This is a genomic window from Streptomyces niveus (assembly GCF_001723055.1).
Taxonomy (GTDB): Bacteria; Actinomycetota; Actinomycetes; order Streptomycetales; family Streptomycetaceae; genus Streptomyces; species Streptomyces niveus.
Genome location: NZ_MDCR01000077.1, coordinates 1 through 21320, shown reverse-complemented (window position 1 = coordinate 21320; position 21320 = coordinate 1). Strand labels below are relative to the sequence as shown.

At 71.0% G+C, this 21320-nt stretch carries 18 protein-coding genes; 8 read left to right on the top strand and 10 right to left on the bottom strand.

The features are described 5' to 3' along the window. The first annotated feature begins 128 nt into the window (after positions 1 to 128). On the top strand, positions 129 to 620 hold the full coding sequence (locus BHU15_RS11555; RefSeq protein ID WP_247748429.1) for a hypothetical protein: 492 nt from the start codon (positions 129 to 131) through the stop codon (positions 618 to 620). Positions 621 to 634: 14 nt separating this feature from the next. On the opposite strand, the gene BHU15_RS11550 is transcribed toward BHU15_RS11555, so the two are convergent. Then, entirely contained in the window at positions 635 to 1621 is a 987-nt protein-coding gene (locus tag BHU15_RS11550; protein WP_069627103.1) for a zinc-binding dehydrogenase, read from the bottom strand. A 61-nt stretch (positions 1622 to 1682) separates the two neighbouring features. Between BHU15_RS11550 and BHU15_RS11545 the strand changes: the two genes are divergently transcribed. Next, entirely contained in the window at positions 1683 to 1991 is a 309-nt protein-coding gene (locus tag BHU15_RS11545; protein WP_031230604.1) for an ArsR/SmtB family transcription factor, read from the top strand. Positions 1992 to 2002: 11 nt separating this feature from the next. Here the strand turns inward: BHU15_RS11545 and BHU15_RS11540 are convergent, their stop codons facing one another. Further along, positions 2003 to 3121 (bottom strand): sensor histidine kinase, encoded by a 1119-nt coding sequence (locus BHU15_RS11540; RefSeq protein WP_348538477.1) that lies wholly within the window; start codon positions 3119 to 3121, stop codon positions 2003 to 2005. A gap of 30 nt (positions 3122 to 3151) precedes the next feature. Then, a complete protein-coding gene (locus BHU15_RS11535) occupies positions 3152 to 3823 on the bottom strand; it encodes a response regulator transcription factor (protein ID WP_069627101.1) in 672 nt (223 codons plus the stop codon). Between the two features lie 187 nt (positions 3824 to 4010). Here BHU15_RS11535 and metG point away from each other — a divergent pair, with 187 nt between their 5' ends. Next, positions 4011 to 5624, top strand: coding sequence for a methionine--tRNA ligase (metG, locus tag BHU15_RS11530; RefSeq protein WP_069627100.1), 1614 nt, complete (start codon positions 4011 to 4013; stop codon positions 5622 to 5624). A 73-nt stretch (positions 5625 to 5697) separates the two neighbouring features. Here metG and BHU15_RS11525 read toward each other — a convergent pair whose 3' ends face one another. After that, positions 5698 to 6537 (bottom strand): hypothetical protein, encoded by an 840-nt coding sequence (locus BHU15_RS11525; protein WP_069627099.1) that lies wholly within the window; start codon positions 6535 to 6537, stop codon positions 5698 to 5700. 286 nt (positions 6538 to 6823) lie between these two features. Continuing rightward, entirely contained in the window at positions 6824 to 8587 is a 1764-nt protein-coding gene (gene aspS, locus BHU15_RS11520; protein ID WP_069627098.1) for an aspartate--tRNA ligase, read from the bottom strand. Positions 8588 to 8776: 189 nt separating this feature from the next. On the opposite strand from aspS, the gene BHU15_RS11515 reads away from it, so the two are divergent. Then, entirely contained in the window at positions 8777 to 10912 is a 2136-nt protein-coding gene (locus BHU15_RS11515; protein ID WP_069627097.1) for an ATP-binding SpoIIE family protein phosphatase, read from the top strand. Positions 10913 to 10999: 87 nt separating this feature from the next. On the opposite strand, the gene BHU15_RS11510 is transcribed toward BHU15_RS11515, so the two are convergent. From BHU15_RS11510 to BHU15_RS11500, 3 genes are all read right to left on the bottom strand, one after another. Continuing rightward, on the bottom strand, positions 11000 to 12064 hold the full coding sequence (locus BHU15_RS11510; RefSeq protein ID WP_069627096.1) for an AI-2E family transporter: 1065 nt from the start codon (positions 12062 to 12064) through the stop codon (positions 11000 to 11002). 123 nt (positions 12065 to 12187) lie between these two features. After that, a complete protein-coding gene (locus tag BHU15_RS11505) occupies positions 12188 to 13141 on the bottom strand; it encodes a pirin family protein (RefSeq protein ID WP_069627095.1) in 954 nt (317 codons plus the stop codon). Positions 13142 to 13339: 198 nt separating this feature from the next. Beyond that, on the bottom strand, positions 13340 to 13804 hold the full coding sequence (locus BHU15_RS11500; protein WP_031230612.1) for an SseB family protein: 465 nt from the start codon (positions 13802 to 13804) through the stop codon (positions 13340 to 13342). A gap of 193 nt (positions 13805 to 13997) precedes the next feature. Here BHU15_RS11500 and BHU15_RS11495 point away from each other — a divergent pair, with 193 nt between their 5' ends. From BHU15_RS11495 to BHU15_RS11485, 3 genes are all read left to right on the top strand, one after another. Then, positions 13998 to 15824, top strand: a complete 1827-nt coding sequence (locus BHU15_RS11495; RefSeq protein WP_069627094.1) for an acyl-CoA dehydrogenase — start codon at positions 13998 to 14000, stop codon at positions 15822 to 15824. Positions 15825 to 15943: 119 nt separating this feature from the next. Further along, positions 15944 to 17248 (top strand): M18 family aminopeptidase, encoded by a 1305-nt coding sequence (locus BHU15_RS11490; protein ID WP_023540169.1) that lies wholly within the window; start codon positions 15944 to 15946, stop codon positions 17246 to 17248. A gap of 112 nt (positions 17249 to 17360) precedes the next feature. Further along, positions 17361 to 17567 (top strand): DUF6458 family protein, encoded by a 207-nt coding sequence (locus BHU15_RS11485; protein ID WP_023540170.1) that lies wholly within the window; start codon positions 17361 to 17363, stop codon positions 17565 to 17567. Positions 17568 to 17585: 18 nt separating this feature from the next. On the opposite strand, the gene BHU15_RS11480 is transcribed toward BHU15_RS11485, so the two are convergent. Continuing rightward, a complete protein-coding gene (locus BHU15_RS11480) occupies positions 17586 to 19433 on the bottom strand; it encodes an NHL domain-containing thioredoxin family protein (RefSeq protein ID WP_069627093.1) in 1848 nt (615 codons plus the stop codon). Positions 19434 to 19584: 151 nt separating this feature from the next. Continuing rightward, positions 19585 to 20577 carry an ArsR/SmtB family transcription factor gene (locus BHU15_RS11475; protein ID WP_069627092.1) on the bottom strand — a complete coding sequence of 331 codons (993 nt, stop codon included), beginning with the start codon at positions 20575 to 20577 and terminating at the stop codon, positions 19585 to 19587. A gap of 79 nt (positions 20578 to 20656) precedes the next feature. Between BHU15_RS11475 and BHU15_RS11470 the strand changes: the two genes are divergently transcribed. Then, positions 20657 to 21320: MFS transporter (locus tag BHU15_RS11470; protein ID WP_141726799.1), on the top strand; the 664-nt coding region annotated here is incomplete at its 3' end.

Here is a 21320-nt window from a genome sequence, read left to right as displayed (position 1 = left end):
GCCACGTGCCAGTCTGTTGACCGATCCATCAAACGCCCGACCGACAGAGGCTCCTCAACTTGAAGATCAAGCTGGGCGCGTCCGCGCTCCTCATGTCCCTCGCCCTCACGACCCTCACTGGATGCGGCATGACTGACACCAACGGCTCCGACGGATCAGACAGCTCCGCGGGCTCGGACGACCTCCCCAGCGCAGGAACGAGCAACTCGGAGGACGCCGCCGATGAGGCGGAGCGGGTCTCCAGTGAGCTCTACGACCTGATCGGCATCAAGGGAAAGGCGTCCGACACCGGACCGGGCGTTTCGGAGTGCGGCGACAAGGATCCGGAGAAGTACTTCACGATCTTTCACCCGTGGACTTTCACGCCGGCATCGGCCGACCAGCTCGAAGGTGTGATGGAACGGCTCAAGACGGAGCTGCCCAAGAACGGCTGGAAGGTCGTCGAGTACGGGCGGGACAACAGCAAGAACAAGAACCTCAGCCTCACCGCCGACAACGACGAGAAGAAGTACAGCGTCCAGATCGCGTACTTCGCGAAGGACGCATCACCGAACCTCAACCTGATGCTCGTCTCCGGCTGCTACCAGGTACCCGACGGCGAGAAGGTCTACCGGTTCTGAGAGGCCCCACCCCCTCACCGCCGCACAGCGACCGCGATCTTGCCGCGTGGGCGTCGGCGGGTCTCGCCTGTGGTGGGGCCGCCTTCCAGCAGGGTGTGCGCCTGTGCGACGTCGGCCAGTGGTAGCACCGCGCCGATCACCGGCCGGAGCTTGCCCTGGTCGACCAGCCGGCCGAGGGCATCCAGCTTCGCCCGGCCGGGGCTGACGAAGACGAAGTGGTACGTCGCGTTCACGCCCCACGCGGCGAGCAGGTTCTGAGGGTCGGCGATGTCCACGATGGACACCACGCGGCCCCGGTCGGCGAGGATCTCCGGGCTGCGGCTGAGGGTGTCCCCGCCCACCGTGTCCAGTACGACGTCCACCGCGCCCAGCGCGCGGACCTGCGGCACGTAGTCACCGGCCGAGAAGTCGATCGTGTGGTCGGCTCCCAGTCCGGTGACGAACTCGTGGTCCCTCGCCCGCGCCGTGGTCACCACCTCGGCTCCCAGCGCGCTGGCGAGCTGGACCGCGACCGAGCCGACCCCGCCCGCGCCGCCGTGCACCAAGACCCGTTCCCCGACCCGCAGTCCGGCGCGTTCGACCAGCCCCTCCCACGCCGTCATGCCCACGAGTGCGAGACCCGCCGCCTCGACGTGCGACAGCCCCGCGGGCTTGCGGGCGACCACGGCCTGGTCGACCACGTGGAACTCGGCGTAGGTCCCCTGCCCGGTGAACACCGGCGCCAGGTACCAGACCTCGTCGCCCGGCCGGAAGTCGTCCGCCCCGGGACCGGTCCCGACCACCACGCCGGACACGTCGTTGCCGATCACGGCGGGCAGCGCCACCTCGTCGCGGTAGTCGCCGCGCCGGGTCTGGAGGTCGAGGGGGTTCACGGACGTGGCCTCCACGCGCACCAGCAACTGGCCGGGTCCGGGAGTGGGTCTTGGCAGCTCTCGGGGGGCGAACGCGGTGTCCGCGTCACCGAAGCGGACGAGTTCCACCACGCGCATCGAAGTCGACATGCCACGACCTTAGATCGAGATATCGCGAATCGTCAATATGTCCTTGCGTTACGATCACCGCATGTTCTCGGAGGCAGAGTTGCTGGCTGTGTTCCGCGCCCTGTCCAACCCGGCCCGCCGTCAGATGCTGGTGTGGCTCAAAGACCCGATGAGCTTCCCCGGCCAGGAGCCCGACGACGTCGAGATCGGCGTCTGCGTGACCGACATCCAGCAGCGGACAGGTCTGGGGCAGTCGACCACCTCGCAGTACCTCACGATGCTGCGGCAGGCAGGACTGGTCATCGCCACCCGGCGGGGCAAGTGGACCTACTACCGCCGCGACGAGGCGAACATCGCCCGCCTCCTGGACACCCTGCGCGACGTGTTCTAGACCGCTCCGGACTACCCCGGCACCGACGGCAGCTTCACCAGCACCGCCAGCCCGCCGTCCGTCCCGCCCGGCTCCGCCGTCACCCTGCCGCCGTGCGCCGTCACGATCGAGCGGACGATCGAGAGGCCGAGGCCCGCCCCCGGACCCATCCGGTCGCGGCCCTCGCCGCGCCGGAACGGTTCGAAGAAGGCCGCGATCTCCTCCGGGGCGATGCGCGGGCCGTTGTTCCGTACGGTCAAGGCGGTCCCGGAAACCTGGACGGCGACCTCGCCCTTCCCGTACGCCTGCGCGTTGGCCAGCAGATTGCCGACCAGCCGGTCCAGCAGCGCCCGGTTGCCGCGTATTCGGCCGGGCCCCTCCACCGTCACCGTCAGGCCGTGCCGCGCCGCCTCCTCCGTCACCAGCTCGCCCCAGCGGATCTCCTCCTGGTCCTCGACCTCGCGCTCGCTGCGCGCCAGGACCAGCAGGCCCTCGATGAGGCGTTCGCTGCGCCGGTTGTTGTCGAGCAGCATCTCCTTCGTACGGGCCAGCTCCTCGGGCGTGCCCGCGCCCGCGAGGCCCACCTGGATCGCCGTGCGCTGCGTGGCCAGCGGCGTACGCAGCTCGTGGGAGGCGTTCGCGATGAAGCGGCTCTGGCTGTCGAACGCCTTCTGGAGCCGGCCCAGCAGCGCGTCGAGCGTGTCGCCCAGCTCCTTCAGCTCGTCGTCGGGGCCGGTGGAGCCGATCCGTTCGTGGAGGTTGCGTTCGGAGAGCAGCCGCGCCTTCGCCGTCATGGCGTGTACGGGGCGCAGCACCCGGCCCGCCGTCCACCAGCCGACGGCGACGGCGCACAGCGCCATCACCAGCAGCGCGCCCACCGACCAGAACATCAGCTCGTCCGACGCGGCGTCGCTGACGTTGTCGGTGAGCTGGGTGACGGTGACGGGCGCGAGTTCGCCGCGTTCGGTGAGGAAGTAGCCGTTGCCCGACGCCGGCGGGTTCGCGGGGACGACGCGGGCCGCGATCTCGGCGGCCTCCGACTCCGTACCGGCGCTGGAGAGCAGGTACACGACGGTGAGCAGACAGCCGCCGAGGACGAGGAAGACCGCGCCGTAGACGAGGGCGATCCGCTTTCGGATGGCACCGGTCACCACACGTCACCCCTCACAGAACCGCACCCCTCACAGGACGTAGCCCCCGCCGTCCCCGTCCATGCCCACGTCCACCGTCCGGATCAGCGCCGGATCGCCGAGCTTCACCCCGAGCTGCCCCACACAGACCCGTACGACACCCGCGAGCGGGTCGGTCTGCGCGTCCCACGCCCGCTCCAGCAGCTGCTGCGCGGTCACGGCCTTGCCGTCCGCCTCCAGCAGGATCTGGAGCACGGTCAGCTCCTTCACGGAGAGATCGAGGGCCATGCCGTCCCGGTCCGCCGTACGCTCCACGGTGTCCAGCCGCACCCCGCGCCGCTCCAGCGTGGGCGGTAACGCCCGGGCGCTGCGCCGGCGCAATGCCCGTACCCGCGAGACCAGTTCGGGGAACTCGAAGGGCTTGCCCAGATAGTCGTCGGCGCCCAGGTCGAGCCCTTTGACGCGCTCCTCCATGGAGGAGGACGCCGTGAGCATCAGGATCCGGGTCCGGGACTCGTCGGCGACGAGCTTGCGGGCGACGTCGTCGCCGTGGACACGGGGGAGGTCACGGTCGAGTACGACGACGTCGTAGTCGTGCAGTCCGAGGTAGGCGAGCGCGGCGTCCCCGCTGTAGACGGTGTCGACGGCGAAACCGGCGCGGCGCAGCCCGGTGGCGATCAGCTCGGCCAGGATTTCCTCGTCCTCGGCGACCAGCACCCGCATGTCGATCCTCCCCGTTCCGGCACACTCTCTTCACGCCTACCCGTGCGCAGGCCCACGAATGTCTTCTCTCTCCTTCATAAGATGCGCCAACGGGGGGCGTAGGTTGTGCCGGATCCACACTCTTTAAGCACACTCTCAGGTTTTAAGCGTGTGAGGGCACCGTCGGCGGGCCGTTAGGATTTCGACCATGGCCGCCACTGGATCCGAAGAGCAGGGTGGGCGGGCGTACTACGTCACCACCCCCATTTACTACGTCAACGACGCTCCTCACCTGGGCCACGCCTACACGACCGTCGCAGGCGACGTGCTCACCCGCTGGCACCGCCAGCGGGGCGAGAAGGTGTGGTACCTCACGGGCACCGACGAGCACGGTCAGAAGATCATGCGCACGGCCGAGGCGAACGGGGTCACTCCGCAGGAGTGGGCGGACAAGCTCGTCGACGAGGCGTGGCGGCCTCTGTGGGAACACCTCGACATCAAGAACGACGACTTCATCCGTACGACGGAGAAGCGGCACACCGACCGGGTCCAGGAATTCGTCCAGGACCTGTTCGACAAGGACGAGATCTACAAGGGCGGCTACGAGGGCCCGTACTGCGTGGGCTGCGAGGAGTACAAACTCCCGGGCGAACTGCTCGACGGCGAGGGTGAGTTCGCGGGGCTGAAGCTCTGCGCGATCCACAAGACGCCGGTGGAGATCCTCAAGGAGGAGAACTACTTCTTCAAGCTGAGCGAGTACGGTCCCAAGCTCCTCGCGCACTACGAGGCCAACCCGGGCTTCATCCAGCCGGAGTCCGCGCGCAACGAGGTCGTGAACTTCGTCAGGCAGGGGCTCCAGGACCTGTCGATCTCGCGGTCGACGTTCGACTGGGGCGTCCCGGTGCCGTGGGACGAGAAGCACGTGATCTACGTGTGGATCGACGCGCTCCTGAACTACGCGACGGCCGTCGGCTACAACGAGAACCCGCAGAAGTTCGAGGAGACGTTCCCCGCCGACGTGCATCTCGTCGGCAAGGACATCCTGCGCTTCCACGCGATCATCTGGCCCGCGATGCTGATGGCGCAGGGCCTGCCGCTGCCGGGCAAGGTCGCCGCGAACGGGTGGCTGATGGTCGGCGGCGAGAAGATGTCGAAGTCGAACCTGACCGGCATCAAGCCGCAGGACCTGACCTCGCACTTCGGCGTGGACGCGTACCGCTGGTACTTCCTGCGGGCCATCGCGTTCGGCCAGGACGGCTCGTTCTCCTGGGAGGACTTCTCCGCCCGGTACACCTCCGAGCTGGCCAACGACTACGGCAACCTCGCGTCGCGCGTCGCGGCGATGGTCGGCAAGTACTTCGGCGGCACGCTGCCGGAGGGGACGTCCGGCGGGGCCGCCGAGCAGGCCGTACGGGACGGGCTGGCGAAGGCGGTCACCGAGGCCGACCGGAAGATCGGCGAGGAGCTGGACTTCCAGGGCGGCATCCTGGCGATCTTCGACTTCGTGAAGCAGGTCAACGGCTACATCACGGAGCAGGAGCCGTGGAAGGTCGCGAAGGACACGTCCCCCGAGGGCCAGGCGGCGCTCGCGACGATCCTCTACACCGCCTCGGAGGCGCTGCGCGGTGTCGCGGTGCTGCTGAACCCGGTGATGCCCGAGACGTCGCAGAAGCTCTGGGACTCCCTCGGCGCGGACGCCGCGCTGGGCGCGCTGGCGGACCAGCGGGTGGCGGACGCGGGCACGTGGGGCCGGCTCCCCGCGGGCACGACTGTGACGAAGGGCGCGGTGCTGTTCCCGCGCCTGGAGGAGAAGCAGGCGTAAGCCCTGCCCTGCCTCCGGACGCCGGAAGGGCCGCCGCGGTCGCGGCGGCCCTTCCGGCGTTCCCGCGCGTGCCCTACCTGCCCAGCGCGGACACGTCGCCCATCACCACCTGCGGGCGCTTCGCCGGGTCCAGCCAGCGCATCAGTTCCTTCAGCCGGGCGATCGGCAGCGAGACGCAGCCCTGGGTCGGGCCGCCGTGGTCCACATGGATCCAGATGCCGCCGCCCTTGGCCTCGCCCAGGGGGCGTGCCCAGTCCAGTGGGGTGGTGCCGGGCTCGCGATTGTAGTTGATGGCCACGACATGGTCGAACGAACCGGCCAGCTGCTCGCCCTCGAAGCCGACACCCTCGATCGTGAAGGCCGGGCCCTCGTCGTACGGAAGCTTCGTCCCCGGGTCGGGCAGCCGGCCGCCCGCGTCCGTCAGGCCGAAGACACCGACGGGGCTGCGGAGGTCGCCCTGGCGGTGGTCGTCGGTCCAGCCCTTCAGCGCGTTGTGGGCCGGCCACGGGTCGGTGACGGAGCGCCAGCCCCGCACCGGGTCGCGCTCGTAGAGGACCAGGGTCGCCCGGTTGGAGTCCGGGGCGTCGCCGGTGACCACGACCGCCTGGCGGCTGTCGGCCGGGATCCGCGCGCGGGTCTTCGGGCCGAGCGAGGGGATCTCCCTCGGGCGTACGGTCCGCTCCCCCGACTGCGAGTCCGGCACGGCCCGCCCCAGGCCGCCACGCGCGTCCGCGTTTCCGCCGCCGCCCCCGTCGGCGTCGGCCCGTGCGCCGGTCGCGCCCTTGCCGTCCGGCGCCGTCGGGGCGGACGATTCCGCTCCCCAGGACCCGAGCCCGCCCGCGCAGCCACTGACCAGCAGACCGGCGGCGAGCAGGAGGGCGGCCACTGCGTGCGGCCGTGCGCGGTGAGACATGGGGGGCCTTTCAGCTCTCGTGGGGGCGGAGTGGTGCGCACCGGCGATCATGTCGCGTACGTCGCCGACGATCCGGGAACTCGCGCCCGCCCCGGCGGCACAGACACCGACTTGGCCGCCGAAGCGGGTCCGGACCGGGACCGGCCGCAGTTCTCCGACGCCCTGTCCAACGCGTCGCCGGGTCGCCGGGCACGGCGAGCACCGTGAGCACGTGAGCACGTGAGCACCCATGCGAAGGGCCCGGAACCGTACGTACGGTTCCGGGCCCTTCGAACAGACGATCTGCCTACTTGGCGACCGGCTTGCGCAGCTGGATGTTCAGCTCGCGCAGCCGCGTCTCGTCCAGCTCCGTCGGCGCGCCCATCATCAGGTCCTGCGCGTTGCCGTTGAGCGGGAAGGCGATCGTCTCGCGGATGTTGGGCTCGTCGGCGAGGAGCATCACGATGCGGTCGACGCCCGGCGCGATGCCGCCGTGCGGCGGGGCGCCGAGGCGGAACGCGCGCAGCATGCCCGCGAACTCGTGCTCGACGGTCTCCCGGTCGTAGCCCGCGATCTCGAACGCCTTGAGCATCAGCTCCGGTTCGTGGTTCCTGATCGCGCCCGACGACAGCTCGATGCCGTTGCAGACGATGTCGTACTGCCACGCCAGGATGTCCAGCGGGTCCTTGGTCTCCAGGTCCTCAAGGCCGCCCTGGGGCATGGAGAACGGGTTGTGCGAGAAGTCGATCTTGCCGGTGTCCTCGTCCTTCTCGTACATCGGGAAGTCCACGATCCAGCAGAACCGGAAGACACCCTCCTCGAAGTGGCCGGCCCGCTTGGCCGCCTCGACGCGGACCGCGCTCATGATCTTCGAGACCTCGTCGAACTCGCCCGCGCCGAAGAAGATCGCGTGGCCGGGCACGAGCGACAGACGCTCGGTGAGAACCTTGACGTTGTCCTCGGTGAGGAACTTGGCGATCGGGCCCGCCAGCGCGCCGTCCTCGCCGACCCGCACCCACGCGAGGCCCTTGGCGCCCTGCTCGACCGCGTAGTCACCGAGGCCGTCGAAGAACTTCCGCGACTGGCCCGCGGTGTCCGGCACCGGCAGCGCGCGCACGTGCTTGCCCGCGAACGCCTTGAACTCGGAGCCCTCGAAGACGTCCGAGATGTCGACGAGCTCCAGCTTGGCCCGCAGGTCCGGCTTGTCGTTGCCGTACTTGAGCATCGACTCGCGGAACGGGATCCGCGGGAAGGGGGAGGTGACCTCGCGCCCGTTGCCGAACTCGGTGAACAGCTCCGTCATCAGCTTCTCGATCGGCCGGAAGACGTCCTCCTGCTCGACGAAGGACATCTCCACGTCGAGCTGGTAGAACTCGCCGGGCGAGCGGTCCGCGCGGGCGTCCTCGTCGCGGAAGCAGGGCGCGATCTGGAAGTAGCGGTCGAAGCCCGAGATCATCAGCAGCTGCTTGAACTGCTGCGGGGCCTGCGGCAGCGCGTAGAACTTGCCCGGGTTCAGCCGGGAGGGGACCACGAAGTCGCGGGCGCCCTCGGGGGACGTCGCGGTCAGGATCGGGGTCGCCATCTCGTTGAAGCCCAGCGCGGTCATCTTGTGCCGGATGGCGGAGATCACGGCCGTACGCAGCAGGATGTTGCGGTGCATGCGCTCGCGGCGCAGGTCGAGGAAGCGGTACTCCAGGCGCCGCTCCTCGTTGACCCCGTCCTCGGCGTTGATCGTGAACGGCAGCGGCCCGGCCGCGCCCAGGACCTCGACCTCGGTGACCTCGATCTCGATCTCGCCGGTCGGCAGCTCCGGGTTCACGTTGTCCGCGCCACGGGCGGAGACCTTGCCGTCGATACGGACGACGGTCTCCTTGGTGAGCTTGGACAGCTCCTCGTTGGCCGGGGTGCCGGGGCGGGCGACGAGCTGGACGAGACCGTAGTGGTCGCGGAGATCGATGAAGAGGATGCCGCCCAGGTCTCGACGATTGTGCAGCCAGCCGCTCAGCCGGACGTCGGTGGAGACGTCAGAGGCGCGGAGCTCGCCGCAGGTGTGGGACCTGTACCGATGCATCGTCGTTCATCCAGTCTTAGCTTTTGGCGGGTGGGCTTGGCCGCACCAGGTTACCGGCAGGGCCAAGACCACTTCCCCCGTATATACGGGGCCGGTCCCGCATCAGGCGTCCGCGAGGCGCGCCCGCCCGGCCACCCGCACGCCCGCTTGACCCCGCACTCATCTGCCATACCTGTCTAAAGTGGTGCAATGCGCACCGAGGATGTACTGGCCGCGATCGCGACCGGTCTGTGGCGCTGGGACAACGCTGCCGGGATCGTCACCCTCGACGCGGAGGCGGCGCGGCTGCTCGGGCTGCCCGCCGAGCCCACGGTCCTCAGCGAGGCGGCCACTCGCGCGCGCCTGCATCCCGTCGACTGGAACGAGATCTACGCCGTCGTGCGCCTCGCCGTCGCCGAGGGGACGCTCGCCGAGACCCAGGTGCGGGTCGTGGACGAGGAGGGGCGGGTGCTCCGTACCATCAGGTCCCGCTCGAAGCCGCTGGTCACCCACCGGGAGTACGGCGAGGACTACGAGCTGATCGGCACCCTCCAGGAGATCGTCGAACCGCAGGCGGGCGCGCTGACCGGCCGCAGCCCGGTCGCCGGCGACTGGCGCCGCTCACGCGAGGCGTTCCTGCTCGACGCGGGGCGGGCGCTCGCCGAGGCGCGCTCCACCGCCGAGGTGCTGCGGGTCGCCGCATCCCTGTCGATGCCGGGCTTCTCCCCCGACGGGCTCGCCGTCTTCGGCGTCGACGGCGACCGGCTGACGATCATCGGGCACCACGGGAACCCGGACAACGCGGAGGGGCCCTTCACCGACATGTCCGTGAACACGGACTACCCGGCGGCCGAGGTCGTACGGACCGGCCGGGCCATCTACATCCCGACGGCCCGGGAGTTCCACGACCGCTACCCCGCCACCTGGTCGATCGTGAAGGGCTTCGGCCGCCAGTCCTGGGCCTATGTGCCGCTGATCGTGGCCGGGCGCACGATGGGCGCCTGGATGGCCGCCTTCAAGAACCCGGTGACGTTCACACCGGACGAGCGCTCCGTACTGACGACGGTCGCCAGGATGCTCGCGCAGGCGCTGGCGCGCGCCGAGGTCGCCGAATCGGAGCGTGAGCTGTCGCTGGGGCTCCAGCGCTCGATGATGCCGACGCTGGGGCCGGAGATCCCGGGGATGACCGTCGCCGCGCGCTATGTGCCGACCGGCGGCGGGCTCCAGGTCGGCGGCGACTGGTACGACATCATCCCGCTGCCAGGCGGCACCAAGGTGGCGCTGGTCATCGGGGACGTGCAGGGGCACGACGTCCGGGCCGCGGGCCTGATGGGGCAGCTGCGGATCGCCCTGCGCGCGTACGCCGCCGAGGGCCACCGGCCCGACGCCGTGCTGTCCCGCGCCTCGCGCTTCCTGCACGGCATGTACGAGTTCTCCACCGCCCAGGGCCCCACGCACCCCGACCAGAGCGACCCCGGCGAGGACTCCGACTACACCGTGCCGCGCTTCGCGACATGCCTGTACATGGAGGTCGACCCGGACTCCGGCACGCTCGACATCGCGCGGGCCGGCCACCCCGACCCGGTGATCCGCGCGGCGGACGGCACGGCGCTGATCCGGCAGACGGCGGGCGGGCTGCCGCTGGGCATCGAGGCGGACTCGGACTACCCGACGACCCGGGTGCACCTGGAGCCCGGCGACACCCTGATGCTCTGCACCGACGGGCTCATCGAGACCGGCGGGCACGACATGCTGAGCGGCTGGACACGGCTGCGGCCCGTGCTGGAGGACAACACCGACCTGTCGCTGGAGAAGCTCGCCGACGCGCTGGTCGCGGCGGTCCACGGCCCCAGCTCGCACTACACGACGGGCCCGCTCGCCGACCGCCGCGAGGACGACATCGCGCTGCTGCTGCTCTCCCGCGACAGCTCCCCCGTACGCCGCCCTCCGCGCCGTACGGTCCTGACGATCGCCCAGGCCGAACCCGAGCAGGTCGCCGACGCGCGGCGGCAGTTGAAGGACCTGCTGCACGACTGGGCGGACGAGGAACAGGTCGACTCGGCGGTGCTGATGATCTCCGAGATGACCACGAACGTGCTCGTCCACACGGACGGCGACGCGGTGCTGATCGCCGAGGCGGCGGGGGAGCGCGGCAAGCGCCGCCTGCGGGTCGAGGTCGCGGACGCGAGCGACGAACTGCCGCACAAACGACGCCCGGGGGAACTGGCGTCGAGCGGGCGCGGGCTGGTCCTGATGGAGATGCTGGCGGACGCGTGGGGGGTGGATCCGCGGGGCGAGGGCAAGTCGATCTGGTTCGAGATCTACGAGAAGGGCGCGGCGGGCTGAGCCGGGACGGCAACCGGGCGGCGGGTCACCGGGCGCCGGCCGGGGCGGCGATGCCCCGGCGCGCCGAGCCACGGCCCCCGGCCCCGGTCACGGGCTCCGCGCCTCGTACCGTTCCCGGATCTCCGCGATCACCCCGAACGCCGCCGCCGTCAGCGGCACCGCCAGCAGCAGCCCCAGGATGCCCGCCACGGTGCCCCCCGCCGTGATCGCCAGCATGACGACCGCCGGATGCATCTGCACCGTACGGCTCTGGATCACCGGCTGGAGCACATGCCCCTCCAGCACCTGTACGGCCAGAACGACCCCCAGCGCCCACAGCGCGATCACCACTCCCCGGTCGGCGAGTGCCACGAGGATGGCGACGGCGCCGGACAGAAAGGCGCCGAGATACGGGATGTACGCCCCCACGAACACCAGCGCCCCGAGCCCGACCGCGCCCGGCACGCGCAGGATCAGCAGGCCCACCGTGATGCAGACCGCGTCGATGAGCGCGATGAACGTGGTCCCCCGCATGAAGCCCTCGACGGCCCCGTACGCGCGCCGCGCCATCGCCTCGACGATGTCGCCGGTACGGCGCGGGGTGACCGAGCGCAGCGCGCCGGCGAACCGGTCGGAGTCCTTGAGGAAGAAGAAGATCAGCAGCAGCGCGAGCACGGCGGTGGCGATCAGCTCGCCGACGACGCTGAGCCCGGTGATCACCCCGGAGGCCGCGGTACCGCCGAACTTGCTGAGCAGGCTCTTCGCGTTCGACGCGACATCGTCCAGGGACGTCCCGGCCGCCCCGAGGTGCTTGCTGAGATCCTGCCCGGCCTGCTTGAGCGAGTTGACGATCTGGTCGCCTGTCTCGATGAGCGCGCTGACGACGATGTAAACGGCCCCGCCGACGACCGCGACCACGGCCAGACAGGTCAGCCCGGCGGCGAGGGACTTCGGCACCTTGAGGGCGACGAGCCGCCGGTAGAACGGGCCGAGCAGCGCGGTGCCGAGGATGGCGAGCAGGACGGGGGTGACGGCGGTCTTGAAGGTGATGACGACCCACACGCCGACGCCGACGACCCCGGCGACGAGCAGCAGGACGGCGCACCAGGCACCCACCCGCCGGACCTCAGGGGGCAGCACGCCGGGCGTGCCGCTCCCGCGCGAGTTCTCCATCCGCCCACCCGACCACGGGGCTCGCGCCGCTGTCCCACGGATGGGGCCGGGTGGGTGACGGGGTGTCACTCAGAGGTGGAGCGGGGCGGCCCGCCGCCCCGCTCCACCATGCCTTTCCCGCTCTTACGAGGCGTCCGCCGGCACCGTACCCAGCCGGCCGGACTGGAAGTCCTCGAAGGCCTGCTTCAGCTCGGCGTGACTGTTCATCACGAACGGGCCGTAGTGCGCCATCGGCTCACGGATCGGACGGCCGCCCAGCAGGACGACCTCCAGGTCCGGCTCGTTCGAGTCCTGGGACTCGTCCGCGCGGACCGTCAGCGACGATCCCGTGCCGAAGACCGCCGTCTGGCCCTTGTGCACGGGCCGCCGGTCGGGACCGACCGCGCCGCGCCCCGCCAGGACGTACGCCAGACCGTTGAAGTCCTCGCGCCACGGCAGCGTCACCTCGGCACCCGGCCGCAGCGTCGCGTGGATCATCGTGATCGGCGTGTGCGTGATGCCGGGGCCCTCGTGCCCGTCGAGCGAGCCCGCGATCACCCGCAGCAGCGCGCCTCCGTCGTGCGAGGTGAGCAGCTGCACCTGGCCGCCGCGGATGTCCTGGTAGCGCGGGTCCATCATCTTGTCGGCCGCGGGCAGGTTCACCCAGAGCTGGAGCCCGTGGAAGAGACCGCCCGACATCACGAGCGACTCCGGCGGCGCCTCGATGTGCAGCAGGCCGGAGCCCGCCGTCATCCACTGGGTGTCGCCGTTGCGGATCGTTCCGCCGCCGCCGTTGCTGTCCTGGTGGACGAAGGTGCCGTCGATGAGGTACGTCACGGTCTCGAAGCCGCGGTGCGGGTGCCAGGGCGTGCCCTTCGGCTCTCCCGGCGCGTACTCCACCTCGCCCATCTGGTCCATCATGATGAACGGGTCGAGGTGCTGGTAGGCGATCCCCGCGAAGGCCCGGCGCACCGGGAACCCCTCGCCCTCGAAGCCGCCGGGCGCGGTGGACACGGCGAGTACGGGGCGGGCGACGGCATCGGCCGCGGCCGTGACGCGGGGCAGGGTCAGCGGGTTTTCGACGGTCACAGCGGGCATTGGGGGCCTCCTCGGTTGTGGCTTCAATTTAGTTGAATCCTGAACATCTGGCAAGCGCCGAGGTATTCCGCGCCCCTCCCGCCCCGGCCCGTCCCGCGCCCGCCGGAGGGCGGCCCCCGGCACGACAGAGCGCCGGCCGGGCTGCATCAGCCCGGCCGGCGCTCTTGATCTCTCCGCACCTCCGTACGGAGGACGGCCTCAGCCGTACATCCGCCGCATCGCGAAGTCCACCATCTGCTCCACGGCCTTCGCGTCGAAGACCATCCGGTGGTCGCCCTCCATGTCGATCACGAAGCCGTACCCCGTCGGCAGCAGGTCGATCACCTCCGCGCCCGTGATCACGAAGTACTTGGACTCCTTGCCCGCGTACCGCCGCAGCTCCTTGAGCGTGCTGAACATCGGGATGACCGGCTGCTGGGTGTTGTGCAGGGCCAGGAACCCGGGGTTGTCGCCGCGCGGGCAGTAGACCTTCGACGTCGCGAAGATCTGCTGGAAGTCCTCGGCCGAGAGCGACCCGGTCGTGAACGCCCGCACCGCGTCCGCCAGGGAAGGCGGGGACGGCTCGGGGTACAGCGGCTGCTCCCCGTATCCGCCGGCGCCCATCGGCTGCTGCGGGGGTGCGTACTGCTGCTGGGCGCCAGGGTTCTGGTCGTAGCCGTACATGCGCACAAGAGTACTGAGGAAAGACCCGCCCATGGGCGCGTTGGGCCGCATGCGCTCCCCGTCGTCCTCGTCACAGACGTCCGGCGGGGGTTGCATCTTATTACCGACGGGTAGCATCATCGGAGTCGTACTGATTACGCGTGCGCCGCGCGTACGAGGAATTAGCCACCCAACCGCTTACGGAGCCGTCGCCATGGGGCACTACAAGTCGAATCTCCGCGACATCGAGTTCAACCTCTTCGAGGTCCTCGGGCGCGACAAGCTGTACGGCACGGGCCCGTTCGCGGAGATGGACGTCGAGACAGCCAGGACGATTCTTTCCGAGGTCACCAAGCTCGCCGAGACCGAGCTGGCCTCCTCCTACGCCGACGCGGACCGCAATCCGCCCGTCTTCGACCCGGAGACCAACACCGCTCCGGTGCCGGCCTCCTTCAAGAAGAGCTACCAGGCCTTCATGGACTCGGAGTACTGGCGCCTCGGCCTCCCCGAGGAGATCGGCGGCACCACCTCCCCCCGCTCCCTGATCTGGGGCTACGCGGAGCTGCTGCTGGGCGCCAACCCGGCGATCTGGATGTACACCTCGGGCCCGGCGTTCGCCGGCATCCTCTTCCAGGAGGGCAACGAGGCGCAGAAGAAGATCGCCGAGATCGCCGTCGACAAGCAGTGGGGCTCCACGATGGTGCTCACCGAGCCCGACGCGGGCTCGGACGTGGGCGCGGGCCGGACGAAGGCCGTCGAGCAGGAGGACGGCTCCTGGCACATCGAGGGTGTGAAGCGCTTCATCACCTCCGGCGAGCACGACATGTCGGAGAACATCCTTCATTACGTGCTGGCCCGCCCCGAGGGCGCCGGACCCGGCACCAAGGGCCTGTCGCTCTTCCTCGTACCGAAGTACGAGTTCGACTGGGAGACCGGCGAGCTGGGCGAGCGCAACGGCGTGTACGCGACGAACGTCGAGCACAAGATGGGCCTCAAGGCGTCCAACACGTGCGAGCTGACCTTCGGCGACCGGCACCCCGCGAAGGGCTGGCTGGTCGGTGACAAGCACGAGGGCATCCGCCAGATGTTCATGATCATCGAGTTCGCCCGGATGATGGTCGGCACGAAGGCCATCGCCGCGCTCTCGACGGGCTATCTGAACGCGCTGGAGTACGCCAAGGAGCGCGTCCAGGGCCCCGACCTCTCGCAGTTCATGGACAAGAGCGCGCCCAAGGTCACCATCACCCACCACCCGGACGTACGCCGCTCGCTGATGACGCAGAAGGCGTACGCGGAGGGCATGCGCGCGCTGGTGCTCTACACCGCCTCCGTCCAGGACGAGATCGCCAAGAAGGAGGCGGAGGGCGAGGACGTCAAGGCGGACCACGCGCTCAACGACCTGCTGCTGCCGATCGTGAAGGGCTACGGCTCCGAGAAGTCCTACGAGCAGCTGGCCCAGTCGCTCCAGACGCTCGGCGGCTCGGGGTATCTCCAGGAGTACCCGATCGAGCAGTACATCCGGGACGCCAAGATCGACACTCTGTACGAAGGCACCACCGCCATCCAGGGCCAGGACTTCTTCTTCAGGAAGATCGTCCGTGACCAGGGCCAGGCGCTGAACACGCTGTCCGAGGAGATCAAGCAGTTCCTCGCCGTCGGGACGGGCGGCGCGGAGCTGGCGCCGGCCCGTGACGCGCTCGCCAAGGCGGCCGTCGACCTGGAGGCGATCGTCGGGAAGATGCTGACCGACCTCACCGCCACCGCCGAGGACGTCAAGAACATCTACAAGGTGGGCCTGAACACCACCCGCCTGCTGATGGCCTCGGGCGACGTCGTCGTCGGCTATCTGCTGCTGCGCGGCGCCGCGGTGGCCGTGGAGAAGCTGGAGACGGCCTCCGCGAAGGACGTGCCCTTCTACCAGGGCAAGATCGCGGCGGCGAAGTTCTTCGCGGCGACCGTACTGCCGGGCGTCACGGTGGAGCGCGCGGTGGCCGAGTCGGTGGACAACTCGCTGATGGAGCTGGACGAGGCGGCGTTCTAGCCGGGCGGCGCATCTGTGTCCTCAATCGCCGGACGGGCTGAATTCTCAGCCCGTCCGGCGATTGCTGTCCGCCGCCGTCCACACGAACACGCCAAACCATGGCTCGTTATGGTGATCCCATGAGCACACCCGCCCGCTTCGACCGCGGCCACACCGACGACCTGATGACCTTCCTCGCCGCCAGCCCCACGCCGTACCACGCGGTGGCGAACGCGGCCGAGCGCCTGGAGAAGGCCGGCTTCCGGCAGGTCCAGGAGACGGACGCGTGGGAGGGGACCACCGGCGGCAAGTACGTCCTGCGCGGCGGGGCGCTCATCGCCTGGTACGTCCCCGAGGGCGCCGAGCCGCACACACCGTTCCGGATCGTCGGCGCGCACACCGACTCCCCCAACCTCCGGGTGAAGCCGCTGCCCGACACCGGCGCGTACGGCTGGCGCCAGGTCGCCGTCGAGGTCTACGGCGGGCCGCTGCTCAACACCTGGCTGGACCGGGACCTCGGACTGGCCGGCCGGCTCAGCCTGCGGGACGGCACCCACCGCCTGGTCCACGTGGACCGGCCGCTGCTGCGCGTACCGCAGCTGGCCGTCCATCTGGACCGAGGGGTCAACACCGACGGTCTGAAGCTCAACCCGCAGCGGCACATGCAGCCGATCTGGGGCCTCGGCGAGGCAGAGGAGGGCGATCTGATCCGCTTCGTCGCCGAGGAGGCCGGGGTCGACGCGTCCGACGTCACGGGCTGGGACCTGATGCCGCACTCCGTCGAGCCGCCCGCCTACCTCGGACGGGACCGCGAACTGGTGGCCGGGCCCCGCATGGACAACCTGCTGTCGGTGCACGCCGGTACGGCCGCGCTGGCAGCCGTCGCCGTGGCAGCCGACTCGGGCAGCGCCCTGCCGTACATCCCGGTGCTCGCCGCCTTCGACCACGAGGAGAGCGGCTCCCAGTCCGACACGGGCGCCGACGGGCCGCTGCTGGGCACGGTGATGGAGCGCTCGGTGCTGGCGCGCGGCGGTTCGTACGAGGACCGGGCGCGGGCGCTGGCGGGCACGGTCTGCCTCTCCTCCGACACCGGGCACGCCGTGCACCCCAACTACGCGGAGCGCCACGACCCGACGCACCACCCGCGCGTCAACGGCGGCCCGATCCTCAAGGTCAACGTCAACATGCGGTACTCGACGGACGGCGGCGGGCGCGCGGTGTTCGCGGCGGCGTGCGAGCGGGCCGGGGTGCCGTGGCAGTCGTTCGTCTCCAACAACTCGATGCCGTGCGGCACGACGATCGGCCCGATCACGGCCGCCCGCCACGGCATCAAGACGGTCGACATCGGTGCGGCGATCGTGTCGATGCACAGCGCCCGCGAACTGTGCGGCGCGGACGACCCGTTCCTGCTCGCGAACGCGCTGACGGCGTTCCTGGAGAGCTGACCGCGCGTCGGCCGCACAGCCCAACTCCCCGCCTCCTGCATGGGTGTTCCCGCGCCGGGTACCCGCACAGCGGCCCTGGAACGGCCACCACTCGGATCAGGAGGCGGGATTCATGGGCGTTGGCGGATGCATCGCACTCATCGCGGTGGGGGCGATCCTCACGTTCGCGACGGACTGGGAGGCGGAGAGTGTCAACCTCGACCTGGTCGGGGTGATCCTCATGGCGGTCGGCCTCATCGGCATCGCGACGTTCACGAGCATGGCCAAGCGCCGGCGGGCGATCGTGCAGCCGCCGACGGTGATCGAGCGCGACCGGTAGGCGGCCCGGGGCCGGCTGTTACGCGTCCAGGCCGGCCAGCACCAGCCCCAGCCGGCCCGTGCCCGACTCCGTGACGCGTACGGGGATGCTCCAGTCCTGCTGGTGGACATGGCACGCGGGGTACTCGATCTCCGGCGCGTCGTCGCAGGACGCGGCCATCGCCGAGACGTGCAGCACGCCCTCGGTGACGCCCTCGGCCACCACCAGCCCGCGGCCGAGGTCCGTACCCGCGCCGGCGCCCCCGGCCAGCAGCTCCGCCGGGCTGGCGGAGACCAGGAGCCGGGTCGACGGACCGTAACGGGTGTCCAGCTTCTGCCCGTTGGGCGCCTCGAAGACGACGTCGAGCCGGAGCGCGCCCGGCCCGATGTCGGTCGCCGCGCGCTGCGTGCGGTGCGCGACCGACTCGACGCGGACGGCCTCGTCGGGCAGCCGCAGCCGGGTCAGCCGGTGCCGGGCGGACTCGACCACGACGATGTCGGCGCCGACGAGCACCGCGTCGGACGGCTCCCGCAGGTCCGTGGCGAGCGTCGTGACCTCGCCGGTCGCCGGGTCGTAGCGGCGCAGGGCGTGGTTGTACGTGTCCGAGACGGCCACCGAGCCGTCCGGCAGCGCGGTCACACCGAGCGGGTGCTGGAGCAGGGCCTGTCCGGCGGGGCCGTCGCGGTGGCCGAAGTCGAAGAGCCCGGTGCCGACGGCGGTCCGTACGACGAAGCCGTCGCCGGCCGCGTCGCCGTCCCGCTCCACGTACCGCAGGGCGCTGGTCTCGGAGTCGGCGACCCAGAGCCGGTCCCCGGCCGCGGCGAGCCCGGACGGCTGCGCGAACCACGCCTCGCCGGCGGGCCCGTCGACCAGACCCTCGTTGGTGGTCCCGGCCGCGACCTCGACGGTGCCGGACGCCGGGTCGTACGTCCACAACTGGTGCACCCCGGCCATCGCGATCCACAGCCGGTCCTGCCACCAGGCGACGTCCCACGGCGATGACAGCGCCACGTCGAGCGCGGGCCCGTGGGTGGGCGAGCCCTGCCACCACTGGCGGCCGGTGCCCGCGAGGGTCTCGACGCCGCCGGTGGCGGGGTCGTACGCGCGGACGGCGTGGTTCACGGTGTCGGCGACGGCGATCCGGCCGTCGGGCAGCTGCGCGAGCCCCTGCGGCTCGTTGAACGCGTCACCGGCGAGGCCCCGCACACCGTTCCCGACGCGCCGTACGACGCTCTCGCCGTCGGCCGCCAGCTCGACCAGCTGGTGCCGGGTGGAGTCGGAGACGAGGAAGTTCCCCGAGGGCAGGGCGAGGACCTTGCCGGGGAAGCGCAGATCGGTGGCGACGGGCTCCGGCGGCACGTACGGCCCGTCGCCGCGCCGCAGCGTCCCCTTCGCGGCGTGCTCCGCCTCCAGCTCCTGGACCAGCTTCTCGATGGCGTGCGCGTGCCCCTCGCCCGCGTGCTGCGCCACCACGTACCCCTCGGGGTCGATGACGACGAGCGTGGGCCAGGCCCGTACCGCGTACTGCTTCCAGGTCGCCAGCTCGGGATCGTCCAGGACGGGGTGGTGCACCTCGTACCGCTCGACGGCGTCCACGACGGCGGCGTGCTCGGCCTCGTGGACGAACTTCGGCGAGTGGACCCCGATGATCACGACGGTGTCGCTGTGCTTCTGCTCCAACTCGCGCAACTCGTCGAGGACATGCAGACAGTTGATGCAGCAGAAGGTCCAGAAATCGAGCAGGACGATGCGTCCGCGCAGGTCGGCCAGGCCGTACGCCTTGCCGCCGGTGTTGAGCCAGCCACCCCGGCCCACCAGCTCGGGAGCGCGGACCCGGGCCCGGCGGCGGGGTGCGGGGGCGGGTACGGATGCGGACGCGTCGTTCATGATTCAAGGGTGCCATCCGGCTCGGACACCGCGACCCGGCACCCCGCGCACGGGCCCCCAGGCGGCCTGGGTGCCCCACGGCCGGCCGGGCGGAGGAAGGGTTACGGGCTGCCGCCTGCCGCCCCGCCCGGCCCTCCGGGGCCCGGTCTCGTCAGGCCCCGCCGGCGCCGGGGCCGGGGGCGCGGACCAGGACCTCGCCCGCCTCCGTACGGAAGTAGAGCACCGAGCGGCCCGACCGGCGGCGGGCGATCAGGCCCGCGTCCAGCAGGACCCTGAGGTGGCGGCCCACCGAGCCCAGGCCCTGGTCCGTCAGTGCCACCAGCTGCGTCGTGGACTTCGGGGAGCCCAGCAGGGCGAGCACCCGGGCCCGGCCGGGGCCGAGCAGGGTGCGCAGGGGTCCCGGGACCGGCGGGCGGGCGCCCTCGTCGGCGAGGGCACCGGCGCACGGGTACACCACGGCGTAACGGTCGGCGTCCCACGACACCCAGCTCTGCTCCGGCGTCACCGGCACGAACATCAGCCGCACCCCGGGGATCACCTGCGACAGGTCGGTGCCGGGGCGGATCTGGAGGCGGCTGCCGCCGAGCCAGCGCATCCCGCGCCGCATGTCGCCCAGCGCGGACGCCCAGCCGCCCCGGCTCAACTGCGCCGTACGCGCCAGGACATCGGCCTCGATCAGACGCCGGCGCCGGGGCCAGTACGGCAGCACCGTCTCGGCCCACACCCACTCCACCACCGAGGCCGCCCGCTCCGGAAGGTCGTCACGGTCCGCGAGGAGCGCGGGCAGCGGGCCTCCCAGGGAGACCAGCAGATCGGCGCGGACGGTGGCGGGCGGCGTCTCGCGGATCCGGGTCAGCTCGTCGTCGAAGGTCTGCTCGGTCAGGGTCTGCCCGGTGGGCGTGGGCGTGATGAAGTCGGCGTTCCAGGTGCGGCCGAAGGCCGACCGTACGAGCAGCGCGGTGATCGGGTCGTCGGCCTGCCGGGCCCGGTAGGCGGGCAGGTGGGTGTCCAGCCACTCGCGCTCGCCGGGGTGCGCCGCCCGGCCGTCCTCCAGCGCGCGCAGGGTCGCGACCGCCTCGGTGAGGGGCGACACGACGAACCGGCTCCCGGCGAGTGTGTCGGCGTCCACCTGCCACCAGCCCATGTGCCGCCCGCCCTCTCCCATGTTTCGCGCTGTCGCGAAACATTAACGCCCCACGCCGGGGGCCTCGGAGACTCCGGTCATGCGCACCTACCAAGAGCTGTTCCGCACCCCGGAGTTCACCCCGCTCTTCCTCACCTCCGCCGGCCAGGTCGCGGCCCAGACCGTCAGCGGGCTGGCGCTGGGCACGCTCGTCTTCACGAGGACCGGCTCGCCGCTGCTCTCCGCGCTCGCCATGTTCGGCCCCTCGCTCGCCCAGGTGATCGGCGCGACGATGCTGCTGTCGGCGGCCGACCGGCTGCCGCCGCGCGCCACCCTGGCCGCGCTGTCGCTGCTCTTCGCGCTCGGTATGGCCGCCGCGGCGCTGCCCGGTCTGCCTGTTCCGGCGGTCCTCGGGATCGTGCTCGGGCTCGGGGTGTTTTCCGCGCTGGGCGGCGGGGTGCGCCTCGGGCTCCTCAACGAGATCCTCACCAAAGAGGGCTATCTGCTCGGCCGGTCCACGATCAACATGTCCGCAGGTCTGATGCAGATCGGCGGCTTCGCGACCGGCGGTCTGCTGGTCGCGGTCCTCTCGCCGCGCGGCGCGCTGCTCACCGGCGCCGCGCTGTATCTGGTGGCGGCGGCCGTGGCGCGGCTCGGCCTCAGTAGGAGGCCGAGCCGCGCCACGGGCCGCGCGTCGATCGGCCAGACCTGGCGGAACAACGCGCGACTGCTGTCGTCCCCGCCCCGCCGCACCGTCTATCTGG